Genomic DNA, 14,798 nt, shown 5'->3' with positions numbered 1-14,798 from the left:
GCGGGGTAGCAACATTCCTTGTTGGACGTCATCGCCTGGGTTTTCTAAAAAGGACCGACAACCACAAGGAGAAACCCTGATGTCCCTTCCCGCCCTGTCATTTGAACAACTGCAACAGTACGCCCCCCTCGCCCTGCGCCAGAGCATCGCCGCCGGCCAATATCAGGGGCACACCAGCGGCCTGGGCAAGGGACGGGTACAAGCCAATATCGTGATCCTGCCCGGCGATTGGGCCAACGAGTTCCTGCGCTACTGCACCCTCAATCGCCAGGCCTGCCCGATATTGGACGTGACCGAACCCGGAGATCCGTACTTCCGCAACCTGGGTGGCGCCATCGATATTCGCCACGAAGTGCCCCGCTACCGGGTCTTCCGTGACGGCGAATTGAGCGAAGAGCCGCTGGACATCGAACATCTGTGGCAGGACGACATGGTTGCCTTCGCCCTGGGCTGCTCGTTCTCCTTCGAACAACCGCTGCTGGAGGCCGGCATTCGGCTGCGGCACATTGATCTGGGGCGAAACATCGCCATGTTCCGGACCAACATCGACACCCGCCCCACCGCCCGGCTCTCCGGCAAAATGGTGGTGACCATGCGGCCGATGAAAGCCGCCGCGGCGATCCAGGCGATCCAGATCACCGGGCGTATGCCCAATGTCCATGGCGCCCCGGTCCACATCGGCGACCCGTCGCTGATCGGCATTCAATCCCTGGACAAACCGGATTACGGCGACGCCGTGCCGGTCGAAGCGGATGAAATCCCGGTGTTCTGGGCCTGTGGCGTAACCCCGCAATCGGTGGTCCAGGCCTCCCGTCCCCCGCTGTGCATCACCCACGCGCCGGGTTGCATGCTGGTGACGGATTTGTGGAATAGTGCTTTGTAGACTTCTCGGTTGACCACGCACCCTGTGGGAGCGAGCCTGCTCGCGATAGCGGCGGCAAGCTCGGCATCGAGTTTGCCTGACCCCACCGCCTTCGCGAGCAGGCTCGCTCCCACAGGTATTGGGTTGCTTGAACCTTATTTATTAGAACAGCACCTCTCAACCCGACATGGACACCCGATGAACACGGCCCAACGATCGATCCAACAGTACATCAACGCCAAGGACGGCAACCGCCCTCACCTGCTGGACCAGGCCTTTACGGCCGATGCCACGCTGGACATGGTCGTGCGCACCGGCTCGATTTCTTTTCCGGGGCACGTGGAAGGTCGTGAGGCCATTGGCGAGGTCCTGGTCAGGCGCTTTGGCCAGACCTTCGAAAACGTCTATACGTTTTGCCTGGCCGTCCCGCCTTCCGAGAATGCCAAGGCCTTCCAGTGCAAATGGCTGGTGGCGATGTCGGACAAGCACAGCGGCGAGGTCCGGGTCGGTTGTGGGGTCTATGACTGGCAGTTCGAGCCCGAGTCCAATCTGGCTGAGGGATTGACGATCACCATCGAGCACATGGCAACGTTGCCGGCAGCCGATCTGGCACCGGTCATGACCTGGGTTTCGATGCTGGACTATCCATGGTGCGGTGTTCGTGCAGTCATGCACAGCGTGCCGGATATCGCCGGGCTTGAAGCGGTACTCCAGTATCTGGCGGCCGAAGCGCTGTAAACGACCCATTGCCAACCTCAGTTCCAAGGAGCCGTCGACGTGAACATCAAGTTTCTGGAAACTTTCGTCTGGGTCGCTCGCCTGAAGAGTTTCCGGCTCACGGCGGAGAAGCTGTTCACCACCCAGGCGTCCATTTCCAGCCGGATCGCGGCCCTGGAAGACGAGATGGGCGTGCGATTGTTCGTGCGCGACTCCAAAGGAGTGTCGCTGACCTCCGAAGGGCAACGGGTGCTGGAATATGCCGAGCGCATCATGGACACCATGCAAAGCATGAAGGCCGTGATCCAGGATCCGCGGCAGGTCCGCGGCCGGATTCGCATCGGCGCCATGGATACAGTCATCCACACCTGGCTCAGCCCGTTGGTGACGCGCCTGATGGAGTGCTATCCGGCCCTGGAAATCGAACTGTCGGCCGACACGGCGAGCAATCTGTGTTCCCAACTGGAGAAAGGCTATCAGGACATCATTTTCCAGACCGATATCCTGCGCCTGGACAGCGTGCGCAATGCACTCCTGACCCGTTATCCGATGCATTGGGTGGTGCGTACCGGCTCTGTCTATGACCGGCAATACGCTTCGCTGGAGGATCTGTCCCAGGAACGCATCGTGACGTTCTCACGCAACTCGCGGCCCCATCAGGACATCCTCAACCTGCTGCACTCGGCGAACATCGTGTCACCGCGCATCAACTGCGTGAACTCGGCCTCGGCCATCACCCGCCTGGTTCGCGACGGCTTCGGCATCGGCGCCATGCCGGCGGCGCTGGTACAGGGCGAGCTGGCCCAGGGCACACTGACATTGGTCGCCGGCGTGCCGCTACCCTCGGTGATGGACATCGTTGCCAGTTGGCGCACCGGCGCGGGCATGGAACGGGTGGAAGACATCGTCAGCCTGACCCGGGAGGTGGTGGATGAGTTTGTCGCCGCATTGCCCGCTGGGTGCCGGCTGGAGGCGCAGTAGGCTTCTCCCTGGTTGCTGACTTATAGACCGCTATCGCGAGCAGGCTCGCTCCCACAGTCGGCATACGCTTGCGAAGCGTTCATCCCATCCCATTCCAGTTCATGGGGCGTCGGCATGACTGCGAACTGTCAGTGAACTGCAACATTCCCGACTTATTCTGAAGCCCATACACCACGGTTCATCACGGATCGAGGGTCATGCGTGCCGGGAATTGCCCAGGGAGCCCACCAGATGAAAATAACGGTATTCGGTAGCGGTTATGTAGGGTTGGTGCAGGCCGCCGTGCTGGCCGAGGTGGGCCACGACGTGATCTGCATGGACATCGACGAGCAGAAAGTCGAGAGCCTGCGTCAAGGCATTGTCAGCATCTACGAGCCGGGCCTGGCGCCGCTGGTGCGTGAAGGGCTTGACGCCGGAAGACTGCATTTCACCAGCGATGAACGGCTCGCCGTACAGCACGGCCAGGTGCTGTTCATCGCGGTCGGCACGCCGTCCAGGGAGGATGGGTCGGCCGATCTGTGCCAGGTCATGGCGGTCGGTGAGGCCGTCGCCCGTTATCGCGAGCAACCGGTCCTTTTGGTGGAGAAGTCTACCGTACCGGTGGGCACCGGCGACGCCCTGCGGGCACACATCGACAAATGCCTGATCAAGGCCGGTCGCTTGCTGCAATTCGATATCGCGTCCAATCCGGAGTTTCTCAAGGAAGGCTCGGCGGTTGCCGATTGCCGCCGCCCGGACCGCATCGTGGTCGGCTGCGAGCGCGATGAAGTGCGGGAAACCATGCGCGACCTGTATGCGCCGTTCAATCGCAATCACGACCGGGTCCTGTTCATGGACCTGCGCAGCGCCGAGCTGACCAAATACGCGGCCAACGCCATGCTCGCGACCAAGATCAGCTTCATCAATCAGATCGCGGAACTGGCGGAACATCTGGGGGCCGACATCGAAGCGGTGCGCCTGGGCATCGGTGCCGATTCACGCATTGGCTACCACTTTATCTACCCAGGCTGTGGCTATGGTGGTTCGTGCTTTCCCAAGGACATGCGTGCCTTGATCCACAGCGCCGAGCAGGTCCACTGCGCCAGCGATTTGCTGCAAGCGGTGGAAGCCATCAATGGACGGCAGAAACACAAGCTGTTCGAGCGGATCAACGCGTTCTACAACGGCGATCTGCGCGGCAAAACCTTTGCCTTGTGGGGCCTGGCCTTCAAGCCCAACACCGACGACATGCGCGACGCTCCGAGCCGCGTGCTCCTGGAGTCGCTGTGGGCCGCCGGCGCCACTGTCCGGGCGTTTGATCCAGAGGCGATGCAGCAGACTCAGCAGCTCTACCCCAATGAGTCGAAACTCCTGCTGATGGGCACCCCGGAATCGGTCTTGCCGGGCGCCGACGCCTTGATCATCTGCACCGAATGGCAGCCTTTCAAGGCACCGGACTTTGCGCTGATCCAGCAACGGCTCAAGGCGCCAGTGGTGTTCGATGGCCGCAATCTGTATGACCCGGAGCGCATGGCTGACAGGGGCTTTACCTATTTTCCGATGGGGCGCGGGCAGTCATGCGATTTGCCTATCGCACCGCACACGCCGTATCCGATCCCCCGTAGCGCTTGAGCACACTCTTACTTCAAAATAAATGCTCTCAACCAGCATTAATATGAATTTGTAAGCGCAGATGCTGGGCGTCACACTGTGCACCGTTCCTCCCCCAACTGTTGGAACACTTAAAGGGCTTTCAGGGATTCTCCCGTAAGCCCCTTTTTTTGTTCGTTTTTTGGATTTTTGCTCAATGCTTTCTCGCTGGTTCCCCGCTGCTATCAATACCCGTCCCACCGAATGGAGCCGCGCCGCCATCGGCATGGCCCTGGGGGTCATGTTCAGTGTCTGGCTCTGCGGCCAAGTGTATGGCCTCGACGTGGCGCAACACCTGATCGGTCCTCTCGGCGCTTCGGCAGTGCTGTTGTTCGCGGTGTCTTCGGGCGCCCTGGCCCAGCCCTGGTCGATTTTCGGCGGTTACCTGTGTGCCTCCGTCGTGGGCCTGCTGGTGGCTCACGTGCTGGGGCGCACGCTGGGTAGCGCCTGCCTGGCCGCCGGCATGGCATTGGTGTTGATGTGCTGGCTGCGCTGCATTCATCCGCCGGCCGGCGCACTGGCGGCGACGTTGGTGCTGGCGGACTCGTCCGTTGCCGCCCTGGACTGGCAGGCGCTCGGCGCGGCCATGCTTGCAGGTTCCGCCCTGCTCGTCAGTGCGCTGGCCTACAACAACCTGACACGGGTGCGCTATCCGAAGCGGGCCAGCGAGCCGGTGGCCGTCATTCCCGCCGACCATCCCCCTGTGGACCGCCAGGCCATCACCGCCGAGGACTTGAAGCTGGCTCTTGCGGAAATGGAAGCATTCTTCGACGTAACCCCTGAAGATCTCGAACAATTGATCCATGCCAGCGAGCGAAATGCCAAGCGCCGCAGCATCACGGAGGTGCTGTCGGGTCGCGAGTGAGCCTGTGGCTGCTATAAATATGCAGACAGGACCTGCACGTATACCGGTTGTGCGAGGCAATTTTGCACTGTTACGATCCCGACCGGATACGCGCGACACAATTCACAAAGAACAATAAAAGCAGGGAGTTAGCGATGACTGCTCAGGTTTCATCCCAAGCCACAGGGAGCGTCAAAGTCGTGGCCTGTGAGGTGTTGGTCGAGGTTCGCAACCACATCGGCCATCTGACCCTGAACCGCCCCGCCGGCCTCAATGCCCTGACCCTGGGCATGGTGCGCAGCTTGCAGCAACAACTCGATGCCTGGCTTACCGATCCGCAGATCCACGCGGTGGTGTTGCGCGGCGCCGGAGACAAGGCGTTCTGCGCCGGTGGCGATATCCGTTCGCTCTACGACAGCCACAAGCAGGGCGACACGCTGCACGAAGACTTTTTCGTCGAGGAGTATGCCCTCGACCTGACGATTCACCATTACCGCAAACCCATTCTCGCCCTGATGGACGGTTTCGTCCTGGGCGGCGGCATGGGGCTGGCCCAGGGCGCGGACCTGCGAGTGGTGACCGAACGCAGCCGCCTGGGCATGCCCGAGGTCGGCATCGGCTACTTTCCGGATGTCGGTGGCAGTTATTTCCTGCCGCGCATCCCCGGCGAGCTGGGCATCTACCTGGGGGTCAGCGGTACCCAGATAAAGGCGGCCGACGCGTTGTACTGCGGGCTGGCCGACTGGTACCTGGAAAGCCGCAAGCTCTCTCAACTCGACGAGCGTCTCGACCGGTTGGAATGGAGCGACATGCCGCTCAAGGACCTGCAAAGCCTGCTGGCGAAACTCGCCGTGCAGCAACTGCCATCCCCGCCCCTCGACGACTTGCGCCCGGCCATCGATCACTTCTTCGCCCTGCCCGATGTACCAAGCATGGTCGAGCAATTGCGTCAGGTCACGGTTGCCAACAGCCACGAATGGGCGCTGCAAACTGCGGAGCTGCTGGAAACCCGCTCGCCCCTGGCCATGGCGGTTACCCTGGAGATGCTGCGACGTGGCCGCCACCTGAGCCTGGAAGACTGTTTTGCCCTGGAGCTGCACCTGGACCGGCAATGGTTCGAGCGCGGCGACCTGATCGAAGGCGTGCGCGCCCTGCTGATCGACAAAGACAAGAAGCCACGCTGGAACCCGCCAACCCTGGACGCGCTGGACGCGAACCGGGTGGCGAGTTTCTTCGACGGCCTCGATCACCTCGGGAACTGAGTCCATGCACGACCTCGAACTGACTGAAGAACAAGTAATGATCCGCGACATGGCCCGGGACTTTGCCCGCGGCGAGATCGCGCCCCATGCCCAGGCGTGGGAAAAGGCCGGGTGGATCGACGATGGCCTGGTGGCGAAGATGGGTGAACTGGGCCTGCTGGGCATGGTGGTGCCCGAGGAATGGGGTGGCACCTATGTCGATTACGTCGCCTACGCCCTGGCGGTGGAGGAAATCTCCGCCGGTGATGGCGCCACCGGGGCTCTGATGAGCATCCACAACTCGGTGGGTTGCGGGCCAGTCCTCAATTTCGGCACCGATGAACAGAAACAGACCTGGCTGGCGGACCTGGCGAGCGGACAGGCCATTGGCTGCTTCTGCCTGACTGAGCCCCAGGCCGGCTCCGAGGCCCACAACCTGCGCACCCGCGCCGAACTGCGAGACGGCCACTGGGTCATCAATGGCGCCAAGCAGTTCGTCAGCAACGGCAAGCGGGCAAAACTGGCGATCGTGTTCGCGGTGACAGACCCGGACCTGGGCAAGAAAGGCATCTCGGCCTTCCTGGTGCCGACCGATACGCCGGGCTTCATCGTCGATCGCACCGAGCACAAGATGGGCATCCGCGCTTCGGACACTTGCGCCGTCACCTTGAACAACTGCAGCGTTCCCGAGGCCAACCTGCTGGGTGCCCGTGGCAAAGGCCTGGCGATCGCCCTCTCCAACCTTGAAGGCGGCCGGATCGGCATCGCCGCCCAGGCCCTGGGCATTGCCCGGGCGGCATTCGAGGCGGCCCTGGCCTACTCGCGGGATCGGGTGCAGTTCGACAAACCGATCATCGAGCACCAGAGCATCGCCAACCTGCTGGCCGACATGCACACCCGCCTGAATGCCGCTCGCCTGCTCATCCTCCACGCCGCCCGCTTGCGCAGCGCAGGCAAACCGTGCCTTTCAGAAGCCTCCCAGGCGAAGCTGTTCGCCTCGGAAATGGCCGAAAAGGTCTGCTCCTCGGCGATGCAGATTCATGGCGGCTACGGCTATCTGGAAGACTATCCGGTGGAGCGCTACTACCGCGATGCGCGGATTACCCAGATCTATGAAGGGTCGAGCGAGATCCAGCGGATGGTCATCGCCCGGGAATTGAAGAACTACCTGGTGTAAAAGCATCGCGAGCAGGCTCGCTCCCACATTGGATCTATGGAGTACGCAATATTTGCGTACACCACGGACCTTGTGGGAGCGAGCCTGCTCCGGGCGGCGATCCGACGATAGCGGTGTATCTTTACAGCGCGATCAATCGTAGAACGGCTCGACCAACGTCCGGCTGCCGACAAAAAAGCTGTCCGCCACCAGCCGCAACGGTTGCAAGTCCAGATCGCTGGCCTTGTCGGCGATCAGCTGCTGGAAGTGTCGATACACCGCCGCGTACTCGCCCTCCTCCGAAACCGCCTGGCGCACGCCATCGATGCTCAACAGGGCGCCGCCGTTGTCCAGCCGCAAGGTGCCTTCGGCGCAACGGATCTCGATGCTCCAGAGTTCATCATGGCCATGATCGAAATCGAACTCCGCGCGGATGTCCAGGTGGCGGGCGTCCGACATTTTGATGCTCGCGGCGATAGGCGACTGGCAGTTATCAGGAACCCGCAGCTGCGCCGACTCGACAAACAGTGGTCGTGGCAACAGATGGGTCGCGATCGACAAGGCATTGATGCCGGGATCGAACACCCCCAGGCCACCCGGTTGCCAGATCCACGCCTGGCCGGGATGCCATTTGCGCACGTCTTCCTTCCAATCGATCCGCACGCTCTGCAAGGTGCGGCTGGCCAGCCAGTCCCGGGCCGCTTCGATCCCGGGTGCATAGCGCGAGTGCCAGGCAAACAAGGCACTGACGCCCTGCTCTTCAGCCTGGCCGACCAACGCCATTGCTTCGCCGAGGGTGGCGCAGGGTGGTTTTTCCACCAGCACGTGTTTGCCGGCGGCCAAGGCTTGCTCCACCAGCGCGAATCGACCCTGCGGCGGCGTGCAAAACGCTATTGCATCGACCTGGGGACCGCTGGCGAGCAGCTCGCCCAGGGACTCGAAATTCTCTACCCCGGCACAGGGCTGCCCCTGCGTGGCAACCGCCACCAATTGGAACGCAGGATTGGCGTGGATGGCGGGTACATGTTGATCCTGGGCAATCTTGCCGTAGCCCACCAGACCGAGACGAATCGGTTGCATCTAGGACTCCTGATTTTTTTGTATTTGTGATCGGCCAGCAAACTAGACGTAAATCGCCTGGCAGACAATGGGGCAGCCGAATTTCCTGCCTGTCAGCGCGCCATCGCGGCCGTACTCGCAGTGATAGTGATGCGCGTCACAGATCAAATGGGCGCTTGAGTCGCCGAAGGGGCTTTTTCCTCCATAAACGCTTATAAAGCGCTCAGGAATTCGCGGAAGAAAGTTTTACCACTACATGGACCATCAGGAGCCGTAAAAATGAGCACCACCGAACAAGTGCAAGGTACTGGCAAATACAGCGCCAAATGGCAGGAACGCTTTAACTTCTTTGATACCTATGGCGCGCCGAACGACCCGCGCCACAAGGAAGCCTTCAAGGCGCTGCCAGGCTTCAAGAAGAAGATCCTGATCAACGCCAACGTGATTGCCTTCTTCTTCGGCCCGATCTACCTGTTCGTCCTGGGGCTCTGGAAGAAGAACCTGGCCATGATCGGCATTATGATCGGGCTCAGTATCGCCGTGAGCGTGATTTTCGGACTGATGGGCATGGAATCTCCGAGGGCGCTGGATACGGGCATGAGCGCCGCTTTTTCGGTGATGTACGCGATCATGACCAACTACGCGTACTACCTGAAAGAAGTCAAAGGCGAGCAAAGCTGGAACCCGTTCGAAGGCATGCGTTTCTGATCGCAGCTTCCGGCCGTTAAAGAGCCCGCACCTCGTCATGAGTGTGCGGGCTTTTTGTTTCCGGGCCAAAGCGTCGCGGATGAATCCACGTCGAACTTCCGCGACGAGCGCTTGTTCAAAAGGATAGACCGCTGAAGATCAGGCGAGCTCATCGTCCTTGCTTTTCCAGGCTGATAACCCTGATGACTAGGTGGTCTTTGTAAGCCTATGGCATGATGCCCTAGTACTTTCCCTGATGAGAGGCTGGTTGTGTCAGAGATTCCCCTAGTGGTGTGTGATGACTCCAACATGGCCCGTAAGCAAGTGTTACGGGCATTGCCGGCGGACTGGTCGGTTTCCATTACCGAGGCCAGTAACGGTCGCCAGGCCATGGAGGCCATACGCAAGGGGCTGGGCCAAGTGGTGTTGCTCGACCTGACCATGCCGGAGATGGATGGTTATCAGGTATTGAGCGCCCTGCGCACTGAAGGCTTGAAATCTCAAGTCATCGTGATTTCCGGTGACGTCCAGGAGGAAGCAGTACGCCGCGTCAGCGAACTGGGCGCCCTGGCGTTCCTGAAGAAGCCTTTCGACGAAAGCGAACTGCGCCAGACCCTCAGCCGCCTCGGCCTGCTGACGAAAGCCACGCAGGCGCCCCTGCAGCATCGTCCGACAAGCAACACCGCCATCCATTTTCACGACGCATTCCGCGAAACGGTCAACGTCGCCATCGGCCGGGCCGCCGCGCTGATCGCCAAGGTCCTGGGCGTCTTCGTGCAGTTGCCGGTCCCCAACGTGAACGTCCTCGAAGTCGGCGAATTGCACATGGCGCTCACCGATGCCGGCAGCTCCCAGCAGCTCACCGCCATCTGCCAGGGCTTCATCGGCAGTGGCATCGCCGGTGAAGCCCTGCTGATGTTCCATGACTCGGAAGTTTCCGATATCGCGCAATTGATGCAGCGCCAGAGCGCTGATTATTCGGACCTGGAAATGGTACTCGATCTTTCCAGCGTGCTGATCGGCGCGTGCCTGAGCAGTATTGCCGAGCAGATCGACGTGGTGTTTTCCCAGGGGCATCCGCAGGTGCTCGGCCAGCATGCGGCGATCGACGAGCTGATCCGGGTCAACCAGACCCGCTGGAAAAAGACCCTCGCCGTGGAAATCAGCTACAGCCTGGAGGGCCACGACATTCGCTTCGACCTGTTATTGCTGTTCACGGAAGACTCAATCGAGCGGTTGACCCACAAACTCGCCTACTTGATGAGCTGAGCCATGAACAATCCTGTTGATCTGAACGAATTCCACTGGTTGCTGGCGATTGTCCAGAGCATCGACGTCGGTGTGGTGGTGCTTGACCGCGACTATCGGGTGCAGGTCTGGAACACGTTCATGGAGAACCGTTCCGGGGTCCAGCCGAAGGACGCCCATAACCAGCACTTTTTCAGTCTGTTTCCCGAAGTCGACCACCAGTGGTTCAGCCGCAAGGTGGAAAGCGTCGCCGCCCTGGGCACGCCCGCCTTCACGGTCTGGGAGCAGCGTCCCTACCTGGTGCGCTTCAAGAACTATCAGCCGATCACCGGCCACGAAGAATTCATGTTTCAGAACACCACCCTGCTGCCCCTGCGCTCCCCTGACAGCAAGATCAACCATATCTGTCTGGTGATCTATGACGTCACCGACGTCGCCACCAACCGGCATCAACTGCAGGCCGCCAACGCACAGTTGCAGCAGTTGTCCAGCACCGATCGGCTGACCGGTCTGTATAACCGTGGGCATTGGGAAGAGAACCTCAAGGCCACCTACGCCCGGCACCAGCGCTATGGCAATAACTCCAGCCTGGTCATGTTCGACATCGACCACTTCAAGCGAGTCAATGACACCTATGGTCACCAGGCAGGCGACAAGGTCATCGAGCAGGTCGCTCACTTGGTCCGCGAGCATGTGCGTGACTCCGACGTGGCCGGACGCTATGGCGGTGAAGAGTTCGGCGTGGTGCTTTCGGATACCGACAAGGCCGGTGCACGGATGTTTGCCGAGCGCCTGCGCAAGGCCGTCGAAGAAATGGACGTGCCGTACGGCGACGTGGTCATCCGTTTCACCATCAGCCTGGGGGTGGCCGACCTGAGCCAGCCGTCCAATAGCCACGCCGACCTGATCGCCTGGGCGGACGAGGCGCTGTACACCTCCAAGAAAACCGGGCGCAATCGGGTGACGGTGCACGAGTAGGACCCTATGTAGCCTGCTGGCTCCTCAACGCACCGATGATGAAGGCGTGAAGGCTGTTAACAGCCTTCGAACCGCGAGAAGCCCGACTGCGAAAAACCGACACCTCCATTGGTTCTATGCCGCCCAGATCATGTTCGTTGCCGAGCACTTGCAATGAGGCTGGGACACTGCATCGGGTAATGGCGGCGATGGCAATCCCACCTTCCACCGCCGCGACTTGGCCTGCGAGGCTGGAACTGTTGTAGACCACTTTATACCGACGGCCCTGCAGCGTTAACGAATTGACCGCGTTGCGCCGGGCCAGGCTGGCACTTTCGTAGACCGCGATCGGGATGGGGTCGCGCCGCCAAAGCTCGAACTGAGGCGAACCCACCCACACCATGGGCTCCTTGAACAGAAATGTACCCCGCTGGGGGGAGTCCCTGGAAACCAGCGCCAGGTCCAGGTCGCCATTCACCACCCGTGGAATCAGAGTCGTCGATTGCTCGCAATCCAGTTCTATTTCAACGCCCCCATAGCGGGGGGCGAAGCGCTTGAGCACGGGTGTCAGGTACTTCGCCGCATAATCCTCGGCAACGCCCAGCCGTATGCGCCCGGTCAACTCCTCGCCATGGAAAGCCGCCTGCGTTTCAGCATGCAGCGCCACCATGCGCCGCGCATAACCCAGAAGGGTCTGGCCATCGAGGGTCAGTTGCAGGTGCCGCGGGCCGCGACTCAACAACTGCCGCCCAAGCGCCGTTTCCAGTTTTTTCATCTGCATGCTCACAGCGGACTGTGACCGATGCACCTCAAGAGCCGCGCCGGAAAGCGAACCGGCGTCCACCACCGCGACAAAGCACTTGAGCCAGTCCATTTGCAAATCGCCGGAAGGCATGTCCACGACCCCTATTCGATAATCGAATGTCTAAGCCATGAATTATGCGCTTCTGTTGAGCGGGTTTCACCAGCAGGATGCTGGAGAGGACGTTGCTTTTCACTGGAGAACATCATGCCCTTCGAGACCTGGCTGCTCTATCTGGTTACCTGTTGCGGCATCGCAGTGGTGCCTGGGCCCAATGCATTGCTGGTGCTGACCCACGGCGCGATCCATGGCAACCGCAAGACGCTTTTCACCATCAGTGGCGGTGTGTCGGGCTTCGTCGTGATGCTCTCGTTGTGTGCCCTCGGGCTGGGTGCATTGATCCAGGCCTCCGTGACCGGGTTCATGGTGTTGAAGATAGCCGGCGGGCTTTATCTCATCTGGCTGGGACTGGGATTGTGGCGGTCGGCGCCGGTTTCCCTGGACGTGGAGGCCGTGTCAGGGGCCGGCCCCTGGTCACTTTTCCGGCAGGGCCTGTTGTCGGCGGTCTCGAATCCCAAGGCACTGTTGCTGTTCACCGCGTTTATTCCGCCCTTTCTTGACCCGCACAGGAACCTGTTCGCCCAGACCGCCGCCATCGCGCTGACCTACGCGGTCGTGGAGTTCATCGTCGAGTACATCGTGGCCACGGCGGCGTATCGGGTCCGGCCGTGGCTGGCCCGTACTGGGCGTCGGTTCAACAAGGTCTGCGGCGGTTTTTTCGTGGCGTTTGGTCTGGTGCTGCCCATCCATTCCTGATCCAGGGCACAACCTCAGGCTGGACGGGCTGCACGACACATCAAAGACGCCGACTTCATGGCTGCGATTACTGCTCAGTAATCCCAGAAAGCCGCCACCCAGCGAAACGCATCCCCCTCCACCGCCACCCTTCCCACTGACGGAAACGGCAAATGCGTGGCGACCAGCAGCTCACCGCTCGCCGCCGCTTCCTGCATGAGCCGGACCCGAACGCGAACGGCTTCCTCGGGATCATGTTCAAAACCGTTGTGCCAGTCGGGATGGTCGAAGGCGACCGGGAACAGTGCGTCACCGGCAAAGGTCAGCCGCTCACCGGCGGACGCCACATGAACCACGCTGTGCCCCGGAGTGTGTCCCCCCGTTAGCCTGGCGACCACACCCGGTGCTACCTCATGCTCATGTTCGAACGTGCGCAGCTTGTCGCCGTACACCTTCATGAACTCATCGGCAGTGGCCCGCAGGACATCCGGCACCGGCGACGGCATGGCCGTATGGGAAAAATCGGGGGCCGCCCAGAATTCAACCTCGGTGGCCGCGACGTGGATCCGCACGTCCGGGCGCAGCCGGTTCTTTACCTCGTCGACCAGCAGCCCGCCGATATGGTCCATATGCATATGAGTGATGACCACGTCGGTCACCGATCCCAGGTCGATACCGGCGGCGGCCAGTCGCTTTGGGAACTGCCCCGCGCGCGGAAAGCCGGGGAACTGCCCGCCCAACCCGGCATCGACGAGTATGGTTTGCCCGCCACTGCGCACCACCAGCACGTTCAATGCCCAGTCGAACGCATCCGGGCCCAGGAACATCTCCTTGAACCAGGCTGCGCGAGCCGCCGGATCAGCGTTGGTGGACATTGTCGTGGTCGGCAACGGCAGTACGCCATCGCTGACCACCAGCACGTCAATCTCACCGACCCGCAGGGCATAGCGTGAAGGAACCAACTCTTCGACGTTCAATCCTGTTGGGGCCGGATGCATGCCCGACGCCAATTGACCGTTGCTTTTCTCTTCCTCGCGAGTGCGGTAGTCCAGATGCGTTGTCATGGTCACTCTCCATAAGTTCAGGGGGCAGGAATCCGCTGTTCCCGGCGCGAGAACGGCGAAATGCCTGGGGAGTGAGTGTGTGATGCGGCGTGCAGTGTCCGATACCGTACATGGGTATGGCTCCCCTGTACCTTAGGGTGATCGATCCAAACAGAAAGATAGGAGGACAGGGCCAATTCGCAGGATCGGGCAATCATCAGCCTGAATTGTGCAATGTGCCTTGCAGATTCCTTCCTATAGTTGATCGGAGCCAAACCTTGCGGAGCAGGTCCTACCATGAGCGCCCTCAACATCAATGGCCGTGAATACACGGTCGACGTCGATCCTGGCACCCCGATTCTCTGGACATTGCGTGATACGTTGGGCATGACCGGCACCAAGTTCGGCTGCGGCGCAGCCCTGTGTGGCGCGTGCACGGTTCACTTGGACGGCCAGGCCATCCGCTCCTGCGTGACGCCGATCGCAGCCGCCGAAGGCAAGAAGATCACCACCATCGAAGCCGCCACCGACGGCAGCGATCCAGTCGGCACGGCGGTGCATGAGGCCTGGGTCAAGCATGACGTCGCGCAGTGTGGCTACTGCCAGAGCGGCCAGATCATGAGCGCGACCGCTTTCCTCAAGGCCCAACCCAAGGGCAAGCAACCCACCGCCGCCGAAATCGACTCGGCCATGGCCGGCAATATCTGCCGCTGCGGTACCTACGTCCGTATCCGTGCTGCCGTGGCCGATGCCGCCAAAGCCCTCGCCTGACCGGAG

General features: G+C 61.1%; 15 protein-coding genes. 12 read left to right on the top strand and 3 right to left on the bottom strand.

What is annotated here, in order from left to right; translation table 11 throughout:
* Positions 1–79: 79 nt before the first annotated feature.
* From CGA22_RS18495 to CGA22_RS18465, 7 genes are all read left to right on the top strand, one after another.
* On the top strand, positions 80–883 hold the full coding sequence (locus CGA22_RS18495; RefSeq protein WP_041024424.1) for a putative hydro-lyase: 804 nt from the start codon (positions 80–82) through the stop codon (positions 881–883).
* Positions 884–1,060: 177 nt separating this feature from the next.
* The gene (locus CGA22_RS18490; RefSeq protein WP_041024423.1) at positions 1,061–1,600 is read left to right on the top strand and encodes a nuclear transport factor 2 family protein; all 540 of its coding nucleotides are present in this window, start codon (positions 1,061–1,063) and stop codon (positions 1,598–1,600) included.
* Between the two features lie 39 nt (positions 1,601–1,639).
* Positions 1,640–2,560: a LysR family transcriptional regulator gene (locus tag CGA22_RS18485; RefSeq protein WP_041024422.1), complete on the top strand. Its 921-nt coding sequence runs from the start codon at positions 1,640–1,642 to the stop codon at positions 2,558–2,560.
* Between the two features lie 231 nt (positions 2,561–2,791).
* Positions 2,792–4,171, top strand: coding sequence for a UDP-glucose dehydrogenase family protein (locus CGA22_RS18480; RefSeq protein WP_041024421.1), 1,380 nt, complete (start codon positions 2,792–2,794; stop codon positions 4,169–4,171).
* Between the two features lie 175 nt (positions 4,172–4,346).
* Positions 4,347–5,054, top strand: coding sequence for an HPP family protein (locus CGA22_RS18475; protein WP_041024420.1), 708 nt, complete (start codon positions 4,347–4,349; stop codon positions 5,052–5,054).
* A 134-nt stretch (positions 5,055–5,188) separates the two neighbouring features.
* Entirely contained in the window at positions 5,189–6,295 is a 1,107-nt protein-coding gene (locus tag CGA22_RS18470) for an enoyl-CoA hydratase/isomerase family protein (protein ID WP_041024419.1), read from the top strand.
* A 4-nt stretch (positions 6,296–6,299) separates the two neighbouring features.
* A complete protein-coding gene (locus tag CGA22_RS18465) occupies positions 6,300–7,451 on the top strand; it encodes an acyl-CoA dehydrogenase family protein (protein WP_041024418.1) in 1,152 nt (383 codons plus the stop codon).
* Positions 7,452–7,583: 132 nt separating this feature from the next.
* Here the strand turns inward: CGA22_RS18465 and CGA22_RS18460 are convergent, their stop codons facing one another.
* The gene (locus CGA22_RS18460; RefSeq protein WP_188258671.1) at positions 7,584–8,510 is read right to left on the bottom strand and encodes a Gfo/Idh/MocA family protein; all 927 of its coding nucleotides are present in this window, start codon (positions 8,508–8,510) and stop codon (positions 7,584–7,586) included.
* 258 nt (positions 8,511–8,768) lie between these two features.
* Between CGA22_RS18460 and CGA22_RS18455 the strand changes: the two genes are divergently transcribed.
* From CGA22_RS18455 to CGA22_RS18445, 3 genes are all read left to right on the top strand, one after another.
* Positions 8,769–9,197 carry a DUF2628 domain-containing protein gene (locus CGA22_RS18455; RefSeq protein ID WP_041020921.1) on the top strand — a complete coding sequence of 143 codons (429 nt, stop codon included), beginning with the start codon at positions 8,769–8,771 and terminating at the stop codon, positions 9,195–9,197.
* A 249-nt stretch (positions 9,198–9,446) separates the two neighbouring features.
* A complete protein-coding gene (locus CGA22_RS18450) occupies positions 9,447–10,445 on the top strand; it encodes a response regulator (RefSeq protein ID WP_041020920.1) in 999 nt (332 codons plus the stop codon).
* A gap of 3 nt (positions 10,446–10,448) precedes the next feature.
* Entirely contained in the window at positions 10,449–11,402 is a 954-nt protein-coding gene (locus CGA22_RS18445) for a GGDEF domain-containing protein (protein ID WP_041020919.1), read from the top strand.
* Between the two features lie 4 nt (positions 11,403–11,406).
* Here the strand turns inward: CGA22_RS18445 and CGA22_RS18440 are convergent, their stop codons facing one another.
* On the bottom strand, positions 11,407–12,276 hold the full coding sequence (locus CGA22_RS18440; protein ID WP_041020923.1) for a LysR family transcriptional regulator: 870 nt from the start codon (positions 12,274–12,276) through the stop codon (positions 11,407–11,409).
* A 114-nt stretch (positions 12,277–12,390) separates the two neighbouring features.
* On the opposite strand from CGA22_RS18440, the gene CGA22_RS18435 reads away from it, so the two are divergent.
* Positions 12,391–12,999: a LysE family translocator gene (locus CGA22_RS18435; RefSeq protein ID WP_041020918.1), complete on the top strand. Its 609-nt coding sequence runs from the start codon at positions 12,391–12,393 to the stop codon at positions 12,997–12,999.
* A 74-nt stretch (positions 13,000–13,073) separates the two neighbouring features.
* Here the strand turns inward: CGA22_RS18435 and CGA22_RS18430 are convergent, their stop codons facing one another.
* Positions 13,074–14,042 carry an MBL fold metallo-hydrolase gene (locus tag CGA22_RS18430; RefSeq protein WP_041020917.1) on the bottom strand — a complete coding sequence of 323 codons (969 nt, stop codon included), beginning with the start codon at positions 14,040–14,042 and terminating at the stop codon, positions 13,074–13,076.
* A 276-nt stretch (positions 14,043–14,318) separates the two neighbouring features.
* Between CGA22_RS18430 and CGA22_RS18425 the strand changes: the two genes are divergently transcribed.
* Positions 14,319–14,792, top strand: coding sequence for a (2Fe-2S)-binding protein (locus CGA22_RS18425; RefSeq protein WP_041020916.1), 474 nt, complete (start codon positions 14,319–14,321; stop codon positions 14,790–14,792).
* Positions 14,793–14,798: the final 6 nt, after the last annotated feature.

Source organism: Pseudomonas sp. PSB18, from assembly GCF_014596565.1.
Classification (GTDB): domain Bacteria; phylum Pseudomonadota; class Gammaproteobacteria; order Pseudomonadales; family Pseudomonadaceae; genus Aquipseudomonas.
Note: the sequence above shows the minus strand (reverse complement) of the source record. Positions and strands in the feature narration are given on the sequence as shown.